We start from the raw sequence: 17,161 nt of genomic DNA, 5'->3' as shown, positions 1-17,161 counted from the left end.
GACCGGCGAAATCGGCCGTTCAGTGGACCTGCCGCCCGGGCGGGCCCGCCGCCCGGCGTACCGGGTGCGGCTCGACCCACCACCCCGGCGGGACGCCAGGCGGTGCCGGGCGTTGCCATACTGGCGCGATGGTGGGCGACACCGGGTACGACTTCGAGCACCGGACCGAGACGTACCGGCGGGAGCTGCTCGCGCACTGTTACCAGCTGCTCGGTTCGATGCACGACGCCGAGGATCTGGTCCAGGAGACGATGCTGCGGGCGTGGCGGGCCCGCGCCAGCTACGACGAGGCTCGCGCGTCGTTGCGCACCTGGCTGTACCGGATCGCCACGAACGCCTGCCTGTCCGCGCTGTCGAGCCGGTCCCGGCGTCCGCTGCCGACCGGGCTCGTCGGGCCGAGCGACGATCCGGCCGCACCGCTCTCGCCCGGCCACGAGGTGCCCTGGCTGCAACCGTTTCCCACCGGAGCGGCGGCCGGCGGCCCGGACGACCCGGTCGCCCGGCTGGTGGCCCGCGGCCGGCTGCGGCTCGCCCTGATCGCGGCCATGCAACTGCTCCCGGCCCGACAGCGAGCGATCCTGATCCTGCGCGACACGCTGGACTGGCCGGCCGCCCAGGTGGCGGACGCGCTCGGTACCTCGGTCGCGGCGGTCAACAGCGGCCTGCAGCGGGCCCGGGCGCGGTTGGGTACCGCGGGGGTGGTGGAGGACGAACTGTCCGAGCCGGCGGACCCGTCCCGCCGCGCGGTGCTGGACCGGTACGTGGCCGCGTTCGAGCGCGCCGACCTCGACACGCTGGCCGCGCTGCTCGCCGACGACGTCGTGATGGAGATGCCGCCGATGCTCAACTGGTACCTGGGCGCCGCGCACTACCGGGACTTCCTGGCGCGGGTGTTCCGGTTGCGCGGCACCGACTGGCAGGTGCTGCCGACGGCGGCGAACGGACAGCCGGCGTTCGCCGCCTACCTGCGCGACGGCGCCGGGTACCGGCCACACAGCCTCCAGGTCCTGACCGTGGCCGGCGGCCGGGTGCGGCACAACGTGGTGTTCGCCGACACCGACCTGTTCGGCCCGTTCGGGCTGCCCGACCGGCTCGACCCCCGCTGACCGCCACCCCACCTGCCCGGAAGGAACGCCCGATGCCCAAACCACCTGCCGTCGGTACCGCCGCCCCCGACTTCGAACTCGACGGCATCACGCTGTCCGCCCCGGGAGCGGAGCCGGCGATCCGCCGGGACGGTTACCGGCTGTCGCAGCGCGCGGCCCGGCCGCTGCTGCTGGCCTTCTACCCGGGTGACGACACGCCGGTGTGCACCCGGCAACTGTGCTCGTACTCCGACGGGCTGGACGGCTTCGCCTCCGTCGGTGCCGACGTGTGGGCGATCAGCCGGCAGGGCCTGGACAGCCACGAGAGTTTCGCGCGGAAGCGGGGGATCGGGCTACCGCTGCTGTCCGACACCGACGGTGCCGTCGCCGCCGCGTACGGGATCTCCGTGCCCGGTCTGGGATTGCGCCGGTCGGTGTTCCTGGTGGACGGGGAGAACATCGTCCGGTGGCGGCACGTCGCACTGGTCGGGTTGAGCTTCCCGTCCCGGGACGAGCTGCTCGCGGCCGTCGCCGCGCTCGCCCGCTGACCTCCGGCACCTGGCGTGGCGCTCGCCGGCTGTCCGGTGCCTGGCGTGGCGCTCGCCGGCTGTCCGACATCCGGCGTGTACCTCGCGGCCGGCTGGGACCCGGCGCTCGCCGGCTGTCGGCATCCGGGGTGGTGCTGGCCGTGGTCCGGAACTTTCTCGCCGGTGACCGATGAGTCGGCGACCCGTCGCAGGTATGTACCGGTGACCGCAGTCGAACCCGACGAGGGGGAACCGAGATGACCACGACCACAGCGCAGTCCGGCCGGGACGAGTCGGCGGTACGGGAGGTGCTGGCCGGCCTCTACGCGGCCTGGGCCGACAACGACGCCGACGCGTTCGCCGCGCGGTACACCGAGGACGCGACGGTGGTGCTGCCCGGCACGTACCACCAGGGCAGGACGGCGATCCGGGACTACATGGCCGCCGGCTTCGCCGGGCCGCTGCGCGACTCGCGCGGGGTGGACGAGCCGGACAGCGTCCGCATCGACGGCGACACCGCCGTGGTGGTCAGCCGGGCGGGATCCTGCTGGCCGGCGAGACGTCGGTGCCGGCCGAGCGGGAACGCCGCGCCACCTGGGTGCTGGTCCGCCGCGGCGACCGCTTCCTGGTCTCCGCTTACCACAACAGCCCGCTGCACTGACCGGTACGGCCCCGGCCGGCTCGCCGTGACGGGCGGCCGGGCTGGTCGCGCCGCGGCGCCCGCGCCGGCCTGGCCGCACCCCGCGCCGGGCTGGTTGGGTCGGGCCGGGGCCCGAGCCGGGGCGATGTGCCCCGGCTCGGTCGGCCGGTCAGTCGGTGCCGGCCTCCATGGCGGCCTGGTCGAGGAGCGCGTCGTCGGCGGAGACGGTGCCGCGGGAGGCGATCGCCTGCGCGCCGCCGGCCGGCATCGCGCCGATCAGCCCGGTGGACGCGGCCTGCTCGGCACCGATCAGCGCCGGCTGCGTGGACGCGCCCACCATGCCGATCCCCGCGTACTGCTCCAGCTTGGCGCGGGAGTCGGCGATGTCCAGGTTGCGCATGGTCAGCTGGCCGATCCGGTCCAGCGGACCGAACGCGGAGTCCTCGGTGCGCTCCATCGACAGCTTGTCCGGGTGGTAGCTGAACGCCGGGCCGGTGGTGTCGATGATCGAGTAGTCCTCGCCGCGGCGCAGCCGCAGCGTCACCTCACCGGTCACCGCGGTGGCGACCCACCGTTGCAGCGACTCGCGCAGCATCAGCGACTGCGGGTCGAGCCAGCGGCCCTCGTACATCAGGCGGCCGAGCCGGCGGCCCTCGTTGTGGTAGCTCGCGACGGTGTCCTCGTTGTGGATCGCGTTGACCAGCCGCTCGTACGCGGCGTGCAGCAGCGCCATCCCCGGCGCCTCGTAGATGCCGCGGCTCTTCGCCTCGATGATCCGGTTCTCGATCTGGTCGGACATGCCCATGCCGTGCCGGCCGCCGATCGCGTTCGCCTCCAGTACCAGATCGACGGCGGTGCCGAACTTGGTGCCGTTGATCGTGATCGGCCGGCCCTGCTCGAAGCCGATCGTGACGTCCTCGGTGGCGACCTCGACCGCCGGGTCCCAGAACCGGACACCCATGATCGGGTCGACGATCTCGATGCCGGCGTCCAGGTGCTCCAGCGCCTTCGCCTCGTGGGTGGCGCCCCAGATGTTCGCGTCCGTCGAGTACGCCTTCTCGGTGCTCGCCCGGTACGGCAGGTCTCGGGCGGCGAGCCACTCCGACATCTCGGTCCGGCCGCCGAGTTCACCGACGAAGTCGGGGTCCAGCCACGGCTTGTAGATGCGCAGGCCCGGGTTGGTGAGCAGCCCGTACCGGTAGAACCGCTCGATGTCGTTGCCCTTGAAGGTGGAGCCGTCGCCCCAGATCTGCACGTTGTCGGCGAGCATCGCGCGCACCAACAGGGTCCCGGTGACCGCGCGCCCCAGCGGCGTGGTGTTGAAGTACGTCCGGCCGCCGGAGCGGATGTGGAACGCGCCGCAGGCCAGGGCCGCGAGCCCCTCCTCGACCAGTGCCGCGCGGCAGTCGACCAGCCGGGCGACCTCCGCGCCGTACGCATGGGCACGGCCGGGCACCGACGCGATGTCGGGCTCGTCGTACTGGCCGAGGTCGGCGGTGTAGGTGCACGGCACGGCACCCTTCTCGCGCATCCACGCGACCGCGACCGATGTGTCGAGACCGCCGGAGAAGGCGATCCCGACCCGTTCACCGACTGGGAGAGACGTCAGCACCTTGGACACGAGTAGAAGTATATGCACACGACTGCATGTCCATGCAACGCCTCGGCGGGTGTCCCGCCCCACTGGCCGCCACGCCCCGACGCCGCCGCCCCGCGATCCGGAATCCGGGGCGAGCAACGTCGGGAAACGGGCAGCCGGCCATGGCCGGATGCGTCAGCGCCTGGTCAGCCGCAGCACCGGGATGACTCGCGCGGTCTTCTTCTCGTAGCCCGCGAACCCGTCCGACATCTGCTTGAACCGCGCCCACGCGGCGTCCCGCTCCGGCCGCGCCAGGTCCGCCGCCTCGACCTGCACGACACCGTCGTCCGGCGTCTCGATCGACACCTCGGGATGGGCCAGCAGGTTGTGGTACCAGTCCGGGTTGCGGTCGGCGCCCGCCGCCGACGCGGCGATCAGCCACGTGTCCGGCGACTCGCGGATCGCCGCGACCGGGTTGATCCGCTCGGTTCCGGTCTTGGCGCCCCGATGATGAACGAGCACGAGGCCACGGCCGAACCCCATGGTCTCGACGGTGCCGTCGTTGCGGCGAAACTCCTCGATGATCTGTTGGTTCCAATCTGTCATGAATCCAGTATCGCCCCGCTTCGTCCTGCCGCCCGGCACCGCGCGACCCGGCCGCGCCCTGCCGTACGGGCCGCTCCCGGTCACACCGGTCCGACCGGCTCCTGGGGCCGGCCCGAGCCCGGCCGGGTCCGCGGCCGTCCCGGCGTGGCTCGGGCCGGGCCGGGCCGGGACAACCGGCGTCAGCTCCGGTCCGGGAGCAGCAGCAGCGCGTCGCCGATCGGGCGTTCGCCGGCGCGATCCGACGGGGAGTTGATCACCGAGCCGTTCACCACCATCGTGGTGGAACCGCCGCCGTCCAGGTTCATCGCCTGCCGCAGCCCCAGCGACTTCGCCACCGCCGCCGCCTCCGGGATGCTCAGCCCGAGGCTGTCGGTGCTGCGGCCGTCGGCGGTGATCAGCACCAGCCGCCCGCGTGCGTCGACGCCGGCCACGGTGCGCGGATTGCGCTTGTGCACCCAGCCGTAGTAGAAGCTCGGCCCGTCCGGGTGCACCATCCCGTCCCGCGCGGCGGTCACCTGCAGCCGGCCGTCGCGCACCAGCAGCGGCCCGCCGTTGACGATCGAGGTGTGCCGGGACGGCCGTACCCGGTGGCCGTGCGCGTCGACCAGCCGCGAGTCGATCGCCAGGTGCGCGCCGACCGGTGCCAGCGCGCGCAGCGCGGCCGCGTCCGTACCGGTCGCCTGCAGGACCCGACCGCCGGCCGGTACCGAGCCGCCGCGGGTGTCGGCCACCGACACGACCCGGTCGCTCGCGTCCAGCACTACCTGGGCGCCGGCGCCGGTGGGCAGCTGCTGGCCGTACGCGGCGTCGAACGCGACGACCTCGTCCGGATCGGTGCAGGTGACATCCTGCTGCGGTGCGTCGGTGTAGGCGTCGTCGGGCGTCCCGCCGCAGTTGCGGATCAGGCCGGGCACCCGGTTCAGCCCGTCCATCGTGAGGGTGGCGTCGCCGTGCCGGACGCTGCCGCGCCACCACAGCCGCTCGATCCCGGTGCCAGCGGCATCGTCGTGCACCACCAGCGCGGGCCGACCGTTGGTCGCCTCGCTCTCCACCCTGCCGTCGTAGACCCCGATGCCGGCCGGATCGCCCGGCGCACCCGCCTTCGGGTCCAGCACGAAGAAGCCGGCGTTGACCCCGGCGAACGCGCCGCTGGCGGCGGCCAGCGCGCTGGTCGTCTCGCGCCCGACGAAATCCGGCCCGTACGAGTCGAGCAGCCGGCCGTGGAACCGGCGCGGGTCGATCGTCAGTACCTGCAGGTGCCAGGTGCCGCGGGACGGCGCCGCACCGGCGTCGGCGTCCCAGCCGGTGTAGACGGCGCTGCCGCCCAGCCCGAGCGCCCGCACCGACCGCAGCTGGGCGGCCAGCGCGGCGGAGCTGGGCGCCGACCCGACCCGCACCCGGTAGCCGAGCAGCCCGCCCGTGTCGGCGGTGCGCGGGGTGCGCACCGTCTCCAGCCGCGCGTCGATGCCGGCGTCGCGCAGCCGCTGCCAGGTCGCCTGGGCATCGGCGTGCGAGGTGGTGATGGCGACCTTCGGGGCGTCCGGATCCGGGTTGCCGGCGGCCGGGGCGGACACCTCGATCGTCCAGAAGTCGGTGGTGTCCGGTACGCCCCGGGTGATGGTGGTCAGCGTGACGCCCGGCTGCAGCTGCTGGGACTGCCGGGACTCGGGCAGGTCCGCGGCGCCGAGCGGCAGGCCGGGCCGGTGGGCGTCGGGATGCGCCGCGGCCGGTGCGGCGACGGAGGACAGGCTCGCGGCGAGCGCGACGGCGCCGAGCAGCACGCGTCGGCGTCGACGGAAGAAGGGTGACATGGGAGGGGTCCTACCACCTGCCCACCGTCCAGGCAACGCCGTCCGGATTTCGCCGGCCGCCCGCCGCCGTCCGTTCCGGTACCGGCCGCCGTCCGTTCCGCCGGCAGTTTCGTCCGGCCGCCACCGGGTAGCCGCAGGCCGACAGCCCACCAGCACCTGCGGAGGCCCCACCATGCCCCATGACAGCCGGTTTCGCGGCGAGCTCGGTCAACAGCTGCGGGTCGATTCGGTACGGGCGTCGGCGGCGGCCGGCTCCGGCCATCCGACCTCGTCGATGTCGGCCGCGGACCTGCTCGCCGTGCTCGTCGACGGCCACCTGCGGCTCGACTACTCCGACCCGGCCAACCCGGACAACGACCACCTGATCTTCTCCAAGGGCCACGCCTCGCCGCTCTACTACGCGGTGCTCAAGGCGGTCGGCGCGATCGACGACGCCGAACTGCTCACCTTCCGCAAGTTCGGGTCCCGGCTGGAGGGTCACCCGACGCCGCGGATCCCGCCGACCGACGTGGCGACCGGGTCGCTCGGCCAGGGGCTGCCGATCGGCGTCGGCCTGGCGCTGGCCGGCGCCCGGCTGGACCGCACCGGGTACCGGACCTGGGTGCTGTGCGGTGACTCCGAGCTCGCCGAGGGGTCGATCTGGGAGGCGTTCAACTACGCCGGGTGGGCGAAGCTGGCGAACCTGACCGCGATCGTCGACGTCAACCGGCTCGGCCAGACCCGCGAGACGATGTTCGGCTGGGACCTGGACGTCTACCGGGATCGGGCGCTCGCGTTCGGCTGGCACCCGATCGAAGTGGACGGGCACGACCTGGACGCCATCGACCGCGCGTACACCGAGGCGGTGAGCACCACCGACCGGCCGAGCGTGATCCTCGCCCGTACGGTGAAGGGCAAGGGTGTCGCGGCGGTCGCCGACCAGCTCGGCAAGCACGGCAAGCCGCTGGACGATCCGGACGCCGCGATCGTCGAACTCGGCGGCGAGCGCGACCTGCGGGTGTCGGTCCCGCACCCGGCGCCCGCGACACCGCACAGCTTCGCGGCGCCCGGCGCCACCCCACCCCGCTACGAGCTGGGGGAGCAGGTCGCCACCCGCGCCGCGTACGGGAAGGCGCTCGCCGCGCTCGGCTCGGCCCGGGGCGACATCGTCGCGCTCGACGGTGAGGTGTCCAACTCGACCCATGCCGAGGACTTCCACGCCGCCCACCCCGACCGGTACTTCGAGATGTTCATCGCCGAGCAGCAGCTGGTCGCCGCCGCGGTGGGCATCCAGGCGCGCGGCTGGGTGCCGTACGCGTCGACGTTCGCGGCGTTCCTGTCCCGCGCGTACGACTTCATCCGGATGGCCGCGATCTCCCGGGCCAACCTGCGGCTGGTCGGCTCGCACGCCGGGGTGTCCATCGGCCAGGACGGCCCGTCCCAGATGGCGCTGGAGGACTTCGCCGCGCTCCGGGCGGTGCACGGCTCCTGCGTACTGCATCCCAGCGACGCCAACCAGACCGTGCAGCTGGTGGCGGAGATGGCCGACCGGCGCGGCATCTGCTACCTGCGCACGCTGCGCGGCGCGACCGAGGTACGCACCCCGCCGGACGAGCCGGTGCACATCGGCGGCAGCCGCGTCGCGCTCGGCGCCGACGCCACGGACGCCGCGGTACTGGCCTGCGGCGCCACCCTGCCCGAGGCGATCGGCGCCGCCCAGCGGCTGGCCGCCGACGGCATCCGGGTCCGGGTGCTCGACTGCTACTCGATCAAGCCGCTGGACGCCGACGCGGTCGTGGCCGCGGCCGACGAGTGCGGGCTGCTGGTCACCGTCGAGGATCACTGGCCGGAGGGCGGCCTCGGCGCGGCGGTGCTGTCGACGCTCGCCGACGCGAAGCGCCGGCCGGTGGTGCGCCGGCTGGCGGTACGCGGGATGCCGGGGTCCGGGACGCCGGCGGAGCTGATGCACGAGGCCGGAATCGACGCCGACGCGATCGTCGACGCGGTCCGCACCACCTGACCCGGCGCCGGCGCACCCGCCGGTACCCGGCGGTGACCCGCCCGGCGCCTGGTGCTCGCTGCCCGGCGGTGACCCGCCCGGTGCCTGGTGCCCGCTGCCCGGTGGCCGCCGGCCCTGGTGCCCGCTGGCGCCCGGTGCCTGGTGGTGGCCGGTGGCCGGTGTGCACCGTCGGTCACCGCCCGGCCGGTGCCGAGTCAGCGCCGGCCGAGCGCCGGTGGCGTGGCGCGGAACCGGTGCGGCGGGGTGCGTGGCGAGCGCCGGCGCAGCCGCCAGCGCCAGCCGGCACCGACCGTCAGCGCGACCGCGGCGGCCGTCGCGGCGCCGGCCAGGCAGACCGGCCGGGCCACCTCGAAGCTCATCCCGACCAGGGCGACGGCGCAGGCCAGCAGGGTGCCCAGCGCGGTGCGGCAGAGCCGCCGGCCGTGCCGGCTGACCGGGGCCAGCCGGGCGAGCCGGTCGGCGAGGGCGGGGTCGTCGTGTTCGACGGCCCGGCCGATGATCGCCAGTTGCCGCCGCTCGTACTCGGTCAACGACATGGTCCTGCCTCGTGGACGTAGCGTGCTGGTGGGCGCTCGTCGGGCCCGGCGCCGGCTGCCGGGCCCGCGGCTCGGGTGCCTCGCACCGGCCCCCACGGCCGGTGCCGCCCGGCCCAGTGTGCCAGCGTGGCGGCCGGCGGGTGCCGCACTGTGACCGGGCCGACGTGTGACCCGCACCCGACCGGGAACCGGCGGCTGGCTGTCCATAGTGGAGAGTCGTGGCACGTCGAGACGGGCCCGCGGCGCATCCAGGCGGGTCACCGGACTCGGCACCTTATGATGTGCCGCATGACCACGCGCGGCTACACGGCGACCAAACCGCAGCTGCTGACCCGGCTGCGCCGCATCGAGGGCCAGATCCGCGGGATCGAGCGGATGGTCGACGACGACCGGTACTGCATCGACATCCTCACCCAGATCGCGGCGATCCAGGCCGCGCTGGACAAGGTCGGCCTCGGCCTGCTCGACGGCCACGCCCGGCACTGCATGCGGGAGGGCGCCGACGAGGGCCGCGCGGACGAGATGGCCGAGGAGATGATGTCCGCCGTCGGCCGGCTGCTGCGGCGCGGCTGACCGATTCGGGCCGTACCGGTGCCCGGATCGGCCCGCTGGCTGCCCGATCGCCGGCCACACTCGGCGCACCGGCTCTGCTGCCGTACCGTTCTGCTGAGCCGTGAGATCGGAGGTATGGCGTGGTTGCCCTGAACGCGAAGACGGTCCGGGAGCTGCCCGACGAGGTGGCCGTGCCGGGGTACGACCGCAGCCGGGTGACGGTGGGCATCGTGCACCTGGGCGTCGGCGGGTTCCACCGCGCCCACCAGGCGATGTACCTGGACCGGCTGATGGCCGGCGGGGAGGCGCTGGACTGGGGCATCTGCGGCGTCGGGGTGCTGCCGGCGGATCGCGCGATGGCCGACGCGCTGGCCGCTCAGGACCACCTGTACACGCTGGTCGTCAAGCATCCGGACGGGCGGTACGAGCCGCGGGTGATCGGGTCGATCGTGGACTACCTGTTCGCGCCGGACGACCCGGAGGCGGTCGTCGAGCGGATGGCCGCGCCCAGCACCCGGATCGTGTCGCTGACCGTCACCGAGGGCGGCTACAACCTGCACCACGTCACCGGGGAGTTCGCCGCCGACAACCCCGACGTGCAGCACGACCTGATGCCGGGGCGGCACCGCGGACCAGCTTCGGGCTGATCGTCGAGGCGCTCGCCCGGCGGCGGGCCCGCGGCGTCGTCCCGTTCACCCTGATGTCCTGCGACAACCTGCAGGGCAACGGCGACCTGTCCCGGCGGGTGTTCACCGCCTTCGCCCGGCTGCGCGACCCGGAACTGGCCGACTGGATTGAGGCGAACGTCCGGTTCCCGAACTCGATGGTGGACCGGATCACGCCGGTCACCACCGACGCCGACCGGGCCGAGATCGCCCGCCGGTTCGGGGTGCGGGACCGCTGGCCGGTGGTCTGCGAGCCGTTCACCCAGTGGGTGCTGGCCGACGACTTCGGCGCCGGCCGCCCCTCGTACGAGAAGGTCGGCGTGCAGGTCGTCGACGACGTCGAGCCGTACGAGCTGATGAAGTTGCGGCTGCTCAACGCCAGCCACCAGGCGGTGGCCTACTTCGGCCACCTCGCCGGCTACCGGCTGGTGCACGAGGCGGCCGGCGACCCGCTGTTCGCGCGGTTCCTGCGGCAGTACATGGACCGGGAGGGCACCCCGACCCTCGCCCCGGTCCCCGGCGTCGACCTCGACGCGTACAAGGCGAGCCTGCTGGAACGGTTCGCCAACCCGGAGGTGCGCGACACGATCGCCCGGTTGTGCGCGGAGAGCTCCGACCGGATCCCGAAGTGGCTGCTGCCGGTGGTCCGCGCGCAACTGGCCACCGGCGGCCCGATCGGGCACGCCGCCGCCGTGGTGGCGAGCTGGGCGCGCTACGCCGAGGGCGTCGACGAGCAGGGCGAGCCGATCACCGTGGTCGACCCGCTCGCCGACCGGCTCACCGCCGCCGCCCGGCGGCAGCGCACCGAGCCACTCGCGTTCCTCGCCGATCGCAGCATCTTCGGCGACCTGATCGACGACGAGCGGTTCACCGCGGCCTACCTCGGCACGCTCGACTCGCTGCACCGCGTCGGCGCCCGCGCCACCCTGGAGAAACTCGTCGCCGGCTGACACCGACCCGCCCGTTGCCGGCGCGGGCAGCGGCCGACGGGCACGCCGCCGTCCGAGCGCCCGCCGCCGTCCGAGCCCGCCGGGCACGCCGCCGGCCGAGCGCCCGCCGGGCCCGCCGCCGTCCGAGCCCGCTGGGCACCGCGCCGGGCCGACCGGCGGTGCCCGCGGTCAGCCGACCAGCGGGACGAAGGTACCGGTGCCGATGCTGACCGCGAGCGCCACCGCGGCCAGCAGCACCCCGCCGGCCAGTACCAGCCGGTCGGGGCCGGTGAACGGGTGCCGGCGGGCGAAGGTGCGCGGGGTAGCGGCGTCGAAGCCGCGCGCGTCCATCGCGGTGGCCAGCCGGCCACCCCGCCGTACCGCGCCCACCAGCAGCGCGAACATCGTCGCGGCGAACAGTCGGCCGCGGGCGAGCGGGTTCGCGCCGGCGTCGATCCCGCGGGCCCGGCGGGCCAGGCCCAGCAGCTCCCACTCGTCGGCCAGCAGCGGGAGCAGCCGGTAGGCGGCGAGCGCGCCGATCGCGAAGCGGGCCGGTACCCGCAGCTGCTGCACCAGGCAGTCGGCGAGGTCCGTCGGGTCGACGGTGGCGAACGCGACCACCCCGGGCAGCGCGATCGCGAGGACCCGCAACCCCAGCGCACCGCCGCCGGCGAGGCTGACCGAGGACAGGTGCAGCGGCCCGAGGTCCAGATAGGTGGCCCCGCCCTGGTCGGCGGCGAACAGCATGTTCGCGCTGCCGACCAGGGCCGCGCCGATCAGGATCGGCCAGCCGCGGCGCAGCAGCCGCCGGTAGCTCAACCCGGCGAACGGCAGCACCGCGAGCACCCCGGCCAGCGCCACCGCCGGGGTCACCGGGTCGATCGAGGCCAGTACCGCCAGCGAGACGGCGAGCGCGGCACCGAGCTTGGCGAGCGGGTTGAGCCGCGCGATCGGGGCGTCCGGCGGTGCGACGGCGGGCATGAGGCGCATCAGGCCACCCCCGCCGGGGTGCTCAGCCGGCCGCCGGCCAGCCGGACGGTACGGTCCGCGAGCGCCTCGACCAGGTCGGTGTCGTGGGTGACGACCGCGAGGCCGCGGCCGTCGTCGGCCAGCTCGCCCAGCAGCGCCACCGTCTCCCGCCAGGTCCGCAGGTCCTGACCGAACGTCGGTTCGTCGAGTACCAGCAGCCGCGGTGCGGCCGACAGCGCGGTCGCCACCGACAGCCGGCGCTGCTCGCCGCCGGACAGCGAGTACGGGTTCGCGTCGGCGAGCCGGCTCAACCGCAGCCGGTCGAGCAGCGCGTCGACGGTGGCGGCGATCTCGGCGGCCGGCCGGTGCAGCCGGCGTGGCCCGAGCGCGAGCTCGTCGCGTACCCGGGCGGCGACGAACTGGTGCTCCGGGTTCTGGAACACCGAGCCGATCCGGCCGGCGAGCGCCGCGGCCCGCCACCGGTACGGTGGCTTCGGCTCCGGCCGGCCGGCGGTCAGCGCCGGTTCGGCGACCACCCGCCCGGTGCCGGGCGCCAGCAGCCCGCCGAGCAGCATCGCCAGCGTCGACTTGCCCGAGCCGTTGTGCCCCAGCACCGCGAGCACCTGCCCGGCCGGTACCGAAAGGTCCACATCGGACAGTGCCGGCGCGGTGCGGTCGCGGTGGGTGTAGCCGAGCCGCTCGGCGCGCAGCAAGGCCGGCCCCGCGGTACGGGCCGGGCGTGGCCGCGGGTGCACCGAGCCGGGCACCCAGACCCCTTGCTCGGCCAGCGTTGCGCCGTGCTCGGCGAAGACCCTGGCCGGGGGCCCGTCGACGGCGATGCCGCCGCCGGCGGCGAGCACCACGACCCGGTCGACCAGCGGCAGCGCCTCGGACACCCGGTGCTCGACCAGGATCATGCTGCGGCGCCGGTCGGCCAGTGCGCCGGCGATCGCGGCACGGACCAGGTCGGCACCGGCCGGATCGAGGTTAGCGGTCGGCTCGTCGAGCAGCAGCAGCTCCGGGTCCGGGGCGAGCACTCCGGCCAGCGCCAGCCGCTGCTTCTCCCCGCCGGACAGCGCGTCGGTGGCCCGCTCGCGCGGGTACCCGAATCCGACGGTACGCAGGGTGTCGTCGACCCGCGGCCAGATCGCGGCGGGTGGTACGCCCCGGCACTCCAACCCGAACGCGACGTCGTCGCCGCTGCGGGCCATCACCAGCTGGGTTTCCGGGTCCTGGAACAGGATCCCGGGCCGGTGGGTGCCGCCCGGCGGCCGGCCGTCCAGCAGGATCTCGCCGGCCGACTCGCCGGTGTCGGCGGGCAGCAGCCCGGCGATACCGGCGAGCAGCGTCGACTTGCCGGCGCCCGACGGCCCCAGCAGCAGCACCCGCTCGCCCGGCTCGACCCGCAGGTCGACGTCGCGCACCGCCCAGGCCGAACGGCCCGCGTGCCGCCAGGAGAACCCGCGTACCGCAAGGGTGGTCATGACGTCACACGGTGCGGGCGCGCTCGCGGCCGGCGCCGAACCGGTCGAGCACCCCGGTACCGGCCATCGCCCGGACCAGGGCCCAGCCGAGCAGCCCGGCGAGCAGCAGACCGCTGATCGCGCCGAAGCCGGTGTAGGCGAGCTTCCAGCCCCAGCCCCACGCCGGGTAGTAGGTGAACCATTCCCAGACGGTCGCGAACACCGCCGCCGCGGCGCCGGCCAGCAGCGCCACCGGCAGCTTGAACACCCGGTAGGCGAACAGCGCGAACACCAGTTCGGCGCCGAGGGCCTCGACGAAGCCCTCCAGGACGGAGGTCAGGCCCCACTGGTTGCCGATCAGCGCCTCCACCAGCGCCGCGATCACCTCGACGTACACCGCGGCGCCGGGCTTGCGGATGATCAGCCCACCGAGCACGGCGCCGAGCATCCAGATGCCGATGCCGAGACCGCCGGCCGGCAAGAAGTCGAACGCGGTGCCGAACACGCCCCACAGCAGCGACCACGCCCAGAACACCACACCGATCGCCACGCCGAGCACCGACGCCACGACGATGTCGATCGTGCGCCATCTCAGGCTGCGTGTCGTGTCACCCATCGCTGTACCTCCCAGTCCGTGAACCAGGAGGAGCCACCCGTACCCGGTCATGCCGGACACGGCGACGTGTCGCGGCGAGATGCCGACGGCACGCCGAACTGCGTGAGATCAAACCGAACTCCCTGCGCTGGCATTACCCAGATCAGGTTCGAGGGTCTGCGACCCGGCGGCACCGGTGTCGCACTCTCAGCGTCGTGCGCTCCCCTGTCGATATGCGAGGACCGTCCGGCCCTCATGTTGTCGACTACGACCCTAGTGCCCCGGCGGTAGGAGCTCAATCACCCGAGTCCGCGGTGTGCGCGCACTAACAGACGCGGCCGGTGCGGGCGGGCCGGTCGGCGGCGGCGAGTCGGGGGAGATGGTTCACAGGTTGTTCGAAGGCCGTTGGTCGGTGGGCGTCGGGTTCGCGTGGCAGCCTCGAACGCGTTGGCATCCGCCACCCCCCCCCGGGATTGGGAGGACGAATGATCAGGCGTTGGGGAGCGGTCCTGATGGCGGCGGCCGGTCTCACCGTGGCGGTGAGCGCACCGGCCGCGGCGAGCAACAACACCCCGCGGATTCGCCACCACACCCAGTCCGGGCGGCCCAACCAGACGATCACCTTCGCCCGCACGCCGGATCTGGCCGGTTCGGTGATCCGGGCCACCGCGCGTGGCCCGATCAACGGCTTCGGGACCGCCCAGGTCGTCGACTTCGCCGCCGACGAGGCCACCGGTGGGTTCCGCGGCATCTGGGAGCTGAGCTTCGGCGCCGACACCATCCACTACCAGTTCCGCGGCGTCGCCCGGGACCGCCGACCCGAGCTCGCCGTGCCGGCCGAGCTGGCCGGCCCCGGCACCGCCCTGGTGCCGGTCGGCGGCCAGCCGGAGCGCACCGCCGGCAACCTGCCGGAGTCGATGGACTCCCTGGTCGCGGGCGACTTCCGGTTGCTGGCCGGGACCGGCCGGCTGGCCGGAATCGGCGGTTCCGGCACGTTCCACGGCTTCACCATGCCGGCCGAGGTCGCGGTCGCACTCCCGGTCAGCGACTGATCGTCCGTCCGGCTCGCTCCGGCACGACCTGTGTGATTTGGCTACCTGTGGGTAACACCCACGAGTAGCCTCGACAACAGAGCCGCAGCGAGGGGGTCGAGATGACCGCGACCGTGCGCGACGAGCACCCGGGCCGACACGTCGACGAGGCGGCCGCACGCCGGGCCGCCGAGCAGGCCCGCGAGACCGAGTGGCGCAAGCCCAGCTTCGGCAAGGAGCTGTTCCTCGGCCGGCTGCGGCTGGACCTGGTCCACCCGCACCCGGAGCCGGACCCGGCCGACGTCGAGCGCGGCGAGGCGTACCTCGCGAAGGTGCGCGAGTTCGCCGCCACCCGCATCGACGGCCGCCGGATCGAGCGCGACGACCGCATCGACGACGACACCCTGCGCGGCCTGCGCGAGCTCGGCGCGTTCGGGATGAAGATCGACCCGTCGTACGGCGGGGTCGGCCTGTCGCAGTACTACTACGGCCGCGCCCTGATGGTCATCTCCTCGGCGTCACCGGCGGTCGCCGCGCTGCTGTCCGCGCACCAGTCGATCGGGGTGCCGCAGCCGCTCAAGCTGTTCGGCACCGAGGAGCAGAAACGCAAGTACCTGCCGCGGCTCGCCGCCGGTGAGATCAGCGCGTTCCTGCTCACCGAGCCGGACGTCGGCTCCGATCCGGCGCGGCTGGCCACCAGCGCCACCCGCACCGACGACGGCGGGTACCGGATCGACGGGGTGAAGCTGTGGGCCACCAACGGCGTGCTCGCCGACCTGCTGGTGGTGCTGGCCCGGGTCCCCGACGCCGGGATCACCGCCTTCGTCGTACCGGCCGACGCCGAGGGCATCACGGTCGAGCGGCGCAACGCGTTCATGGGGCTGCGCGGCCTGGAGAACAGCGTCACCCGCTTCCACCACGTGCACGTGCCGGCCGAGGACCGGATCGGCGCCGAGGGGCAGGGCCTGAAGATCGCCCTCACCACGCTGAACACCGGCCGGCTGGCACTGCCGGCGCCGTGCGTCGGCGCCGCCAAGTACAGCCTGGCGGTGGCGCGCGAGTTCGCCGCGGCCCGGGTGCAGTGGGGCAAGCCGGTCGGCAAGCACGAGGCCGTCGGCGGCCAACTCGCCGAGATGGCCGCCGGGACCTACGGCATGGAGGCGGTGCTCGACCTGTGCGACCTGCTCGCCGACGACGACCGCAACGACATCCGGATCGAGGCCGCGATCGCCAAGCTGTACGCCTCGGAGCTGGGCTGGCGCATCGTCGACGCGGGGATGCAGATCCGCGGTGGCCGCGGGTACGAGACGGCCGACTCGCTGGCCGCCCGGGGCGAGCGCCCGATCCGCACCGAGCAACTGCTGCGGGACATGCGGATCAACCGGATCTTCGAGGGCTCCAGCGAGATCATGCGGCTGTTCATCGCGCGCGAGGCGGTCGACCAGCACCTGTCGGTCGCCGGTGAACTGATCGACCCGGAGGTGGCGCTGCCCGGCAAGGCGCGCGCGGGCGCCAGGGCCGGCGCGTTCTACGCGCACTGGCTGCCCGGCCTGGCGGTGGGCCGGGGCCAGAACCCGGCCTCGTACGCCGAGTTCGGGCCGCTGGCCCGGCACCTGCGGTACGTGGAGCGGGCGAGCCGGCGCCTGGCCCGGTCCACGTTCTACGCGATGGCGCGCTGGCAGGGCGGCCTGGAGCGCAAGGAACGGTTCCTCGGTCGCATCGTCGACATCGGCGCCGAGCTGTTCGCGATGACCGCGGCCTGCGTGCGCGCCAGCCGGGACGAGCGCGCCGGCGCGCCGCAGGCGGCCGCTTCCGCCGAACTCGCCGACCTGTTCTGCGTGCAGGCCACCGCGCGGGCCGACGCGCTGTTCGATGCCTTGTGGCGCAACGACGACGAGCTGGCCCGCCGGGCTGCGGCTCGGGTGCTCGACGGCCGGTACGCGTTCCTGGAGGACGGCATCCTGCCGCCGAGCGACGACGGGCCGTGGGTCGCCCACCACGAACCCGGGCCCGCCACGGTGCCCAGCGTGCGCCGGCACGTCCCGCGCTGACCGACCCCACCCCCACCCCCGGCCCCGTCGCCCGGCGAAGTTGATCATGGCGTTGTCTTTCGGGCAAGCGCTTACCTAGCCGACAACCCCATGATCGACGCGGCCAGCGGCCAGCGGGCGGCG

General features: G+C 74.2%; 16 protein-coding genes, 1 pseudogene and 1 riboswitch. Of the genes and pseudogenes, 9 read left to right on the top strand and 8 right to left on the bottom strand.

Annotation, left to right across the window (positions count from 1 at the left end):
- The first annotated feature begins 128 nt into the window (after positions 1-128).
- The 3 genes and pseudogenes from Athai_RS19970 to Athai_RS35325 all read left to right on the top strand — a co-directional run.
- Complete coding sequence (locus Athai_RS19970) at positions 129-1,106, top strand: sigma-70 family RNA polymerase sigma factor (protein ID WP_203962906.1); 978 nt, start codon at positions 129-131, stop codon at positions 1,104-1,106.
- Between the two features lie 32 nt (positions 1,107-1,138).
- Positions 1,139-1,633, top strand: coding sequence for a peroxiredoxin (locus Athai_RS19965; RefSeq protein ID WP_203962905.1), 495 nt, complete (start codon positions 1,139-1,141; stop codon positions 1,631-1,633).
- 236 nt (positions 1,634-1,869) lie between these two features.
- Positions 1,870-2,118: pseudogene (locus Athai_RS35325) on the top strand (SgcJ/EcaC family oxidoreductase); the annotation flags it as partial.
- Here the strand turns inward: Athai_RS35325 and Athai_RS34295 are convergent.
- The 4 genes from Athai_RS34295 to Athai_RS19945 all read right to left on the bottom strand — a co-directional run bounded on the left by Athai_RS34295 (position 2,046) and on the right by Athai_RS19945 (position 6,248).
- Positions 2,046-2,255: a hypothetical protein gene (locus tag Athai_RS34295; protein ID WP_239157046.1), complete on the bottom strand. Its 210-nt coding sequence runs from the start codon at positions 2,253-2,255 to the stop codon at positions 2,046-2,048. The pseudogene Athai_RS35325 and the gene Athai_RS34295 overlap by 73 nt on opposite strands.
- Before the next feature lie 166 nt (positions 2,256-2,421).
- Positions 2,422-3,873 carry an argininosuccinate synthase gene (gene argG / locus Athai_RS19955; protein ID WP_203962904.1) on the bottom strand — a complete coding sequence of 484 codons (1,452 nt, stop codon included), beginning with the start codon at positions 3,871-3,873 and terminating at the stop codon, positions 2,422-2,424.
- 153 nt (positions 3,874-4,026) lie between these two features.
- Entirely contained in the window at positions 4,027-4,437 is a 411-nt protein-coding gene (locus tag Athai_RS19950; protein ID WP_203962903.1) for a nitroreductase/quinone reductase family protein, read from the bottom strand.
- Between the two features lie 179 nt (positions 4,438-4,616).
- A complete protein-coding gene (locus tag Athai_RS19945; RefSeq protein ID WP_203962902.1) occupies positions 4,617-6,248 on the bottom strand; it encodes a phosphodiester glycosidase family protein in 1,632 nt (543 codons plus the stop codon).
- Between the two features lie 172 nt (positions 6,249-6,420).
- Here Athai_RS19945 and Athai_RS19940 point away from each other — a divergent pair, with 172 nt between their 5' ends.
- A complete protein-coding gene (locus tag Athai_RS19940) occupies positions 6,421-8,247 on the top strand; it encodes a transketolase (protein ID WP_203962901.1) in 1,827 nt (608 codons plus the stop codon).
- Positions 8,248-8,441: 194 nt separating this feature from the next.
- On the opposite strand, the gene Athai_RS19935 is transcribed toward Athai_RS19940, so the two are convergent.
- Positions 8,442-8,783, bottom strand: a complete 342-nt coding sequence (locus tag Athai_RS19935) for a DUF3040 domain-containing protein (RefSeq protein ID WP_203962900.1) — start codon at positions 8,781-8,783, stop codon at positions 8,442-8,444.
- Between the two features lie 279 nt (positions 8,784-9,062).
- Between Athai_RS19935 and Athai_RS19930 the strand changes: the two genes are divergently transcribed.
- The 3 genes from Athai_RS19930 (at position 9,063) to Athai_RS34285 (ending at position 10,950) form a co-directional block, all read left to right on the top strand.
- Positions 9,063-9,356 (top strand): metal-sensitive transcriptional regulator, encoded by a 294-nt coding sequence (locus Athai_RS19930; protein WP_420829792.1) that lies wholly within the window; start codon positions 9,063-9,065, stop codon positions 9,354-9,356.
- A 119-nt stretch (positions 9,357-9,475) separates the two neighbouring features.
- Positions 9,476-9,982 (top strand): mannitol dehydrogenase family protein, encoded by a 507-nt coding sequence (locus Athai_RS34290; RefSeq protein WP_239157045.1) that lies wholly within the window; start codon positions 9,476-9,478, stop codon positions 9,980-9,982.
- Positions 9,979-10,950 (top strand): mannitol dehydrogenase family protein, encoded by a 972-nt coding sequence (locus Athai_RS34285; protein ID WP_420829834.1) that lies wholly within the window; start codon positions 9,979-9,981, stop codon positions 10,948-10,950. The genes Athai_RS34290 and Athai_RS34285 overlap by 4 nt, the downstream gene beginning before the upstream one ends.
- Before the next feature lie 168 nt (positions 10,951-11,118).
- On the opposite strand, the gene Athai_RS19920 is transcribed toward Athai_RS34285, so the two are convergent.
- Genes Athai_RS19920 through Athai_RS19910 form a run of 3 tightly spaced genes read right to left on the bottom strand, consistent with a single transcriptional unit; the run spans position 11,119 to position 13,977 of the window.
- Complete coding sequence (locus tag Athai_RS19920; RefSeq protein ID WP_203962898.1) at positions 11,119-11,919, bottom strand: energy-coupling factor transporter transmembrane component T family protein; 801 nt, start codon at positions 11,917-11,919, stop codon at positions 11,119-11,121.
- A complete protein-coding gene (locus tag Athai_RS19915; protein ID WP_203962897.1) occupies positions 11,919-13,382 on the bottom strand; it encodes an ABC transporter ATP-binding protein in 1,464 nt (487 codons plus the stop codon). The genes Athai_RS19920 and Athai_RS19915 overlap by 1 nt, the downstream gene beginning before the upstream one ends.
- 4 nt (positions 13,383-13,386) lie before the next feature.
- Positions 13,387-13,977, bottom strand: a complete 591-nt coding sequence (locus Athai_RS19910) for an ECF transporter S component (RefSeq protein WP_203962896.1) — start codon at positions 13,975-13,977, stop codon at positions 13,387-13,389.
- Between the two features lie 101 nt (positions 13,978-14,078).
- Positions 14,079-14,193, bottom strand: a riboswitch (TPP riboswitch).
- Between the two features lie 275 nt (positions 14,194-14,468).
- Between Athai_RS19910 and Athai_RS19905 the strand changes: the two genes are divergently transcribed.
- Together Athai_RS19905 and Athai_RS19900 are read left to right on the top strand one after the other, a co-directional pair.
- Positions 14,469-15,008: a hypothetical protein gene (locus Athai_RS19905; RefSeq protein WP_203962895.1), complete on the top strand. Its 540-nt coding sequence runs from the start codon at positions 14,469-14,471 to the stop codon at positions 15,006-15,008.
- A gap of 101 nt (positions 15,009-15,109) precedes the next feature.
- Positions 15,110-17,038, top strand: a complete 1,929-nt coding sequence (locus Athai_RS19900) for an acyl-CoA dehydrogenase family protein (RefSeq protein WP_203962894.1) — start codon at positions 15,110-15,112, stop codon at positions 17,036-17,038.
- Positions 17,039-17,161: the final 123 nt, after the last annotated feature.

Origin of the sequence: Actinocatenispora thailandica, assembly GCF_016865425.1 — a bacterium.
In the GTDB taxonomy this organism is placed as follows: Bacteria; Actinomycetota; Actinomycetes; order Mycobacteriales; family Micromonosporaceae; genus Actinocatenispora; species Actinocatenispora thailandica.
Note: the sequence above shows the minus strand (reverse complement) of the source record. Positions and strands in the feature narration are given on the sequence as shown.

Bases quoted from the DNA above. Each gene is read 5' to 3' on its own strand.
- Athai_RS19920 (WP_203962898.1), bottom strand. From the start codon at position 11,919: ATGCGCCTCATGCCCGCCGTCGCACCGCCGGACGCCCCGATCGCGCGG.
- Athai_RS19935 (WP_203962900.1), bottom strand. From the start codon at position 8,783: ATGTCGTTGACCGAGTACGAGCGGCGGCAACTGGCGATCATCGGCCGG.
- Athai_RS19940 (WP_203962901.1), top strand. From the start codon at position 6,421: ATGCCCCATGACAGCCGGTTTCGCGGCGAGCTCGGTCAACAGCTGCGG.
- Athai_RS19945 (WP_203962902.1), bottom strand. From the start codon at position 6,248: ATGTCACCCTTCTTCCGTCGACGCCGACGCGTGCTGCTCGGCGCCGTC.
- Athai_RS19950 (WP_203962903.1), bottom strand. From the start codon at position 4,437: ATGACAGATTGGAACCAACAGATCATCGAGGAGTTTCGCCGCAACGAC.
- Athai_RS19900 (WP_203962894.1), top strand. From the start codon at position 15,110: ATGACCGCGACCGTGCGCGACGAGCACCCGGGCCGACACGTCGACGAG.
- Athai_RS19915 (WP_203962897.1), bottom strand. From the start codon at position 13,382: ATGACCACCCTTGCGGTACGCGGGTTCTCCTGGCGGCACGCGGGCCGT.
- Athai_RS19910 (WP_203962896.1), bottom strand. From the start codon at position 13,977: ATGGGTGACACGACACGCAGCCTGAGATGGCGCACGATCGACATCGTC.
- Athai_RS19930 (WP_420829792.1), top strand. From the start codon at position 9,063: ATGTGCCGCATGACCACGCGCGGCTACACGGCGACCAAACCGCAGCTG.
- Athai_RS19905 (WP_203962895.1), top strand. From the start codon at position 14,469: ATGGCGGCGGCCGGTCTCACCGTGGCGGTGAGCGCACCGGCCGCGGCG.
- Athai_RS19965 (WP_203962905.1), top strand. From the start codon at position 1,139: ATGCCCAAACCACCTGCCGTCGGTACCGCCGCCCCCGACTTCGAACTC.
- Athai_RS19970 (WP_203962906.1), top strand. From the start codon at position 129: ATGGTGGGCGACACCGGGTACGACTTCGAGCACCGGACCGAGACGTAC.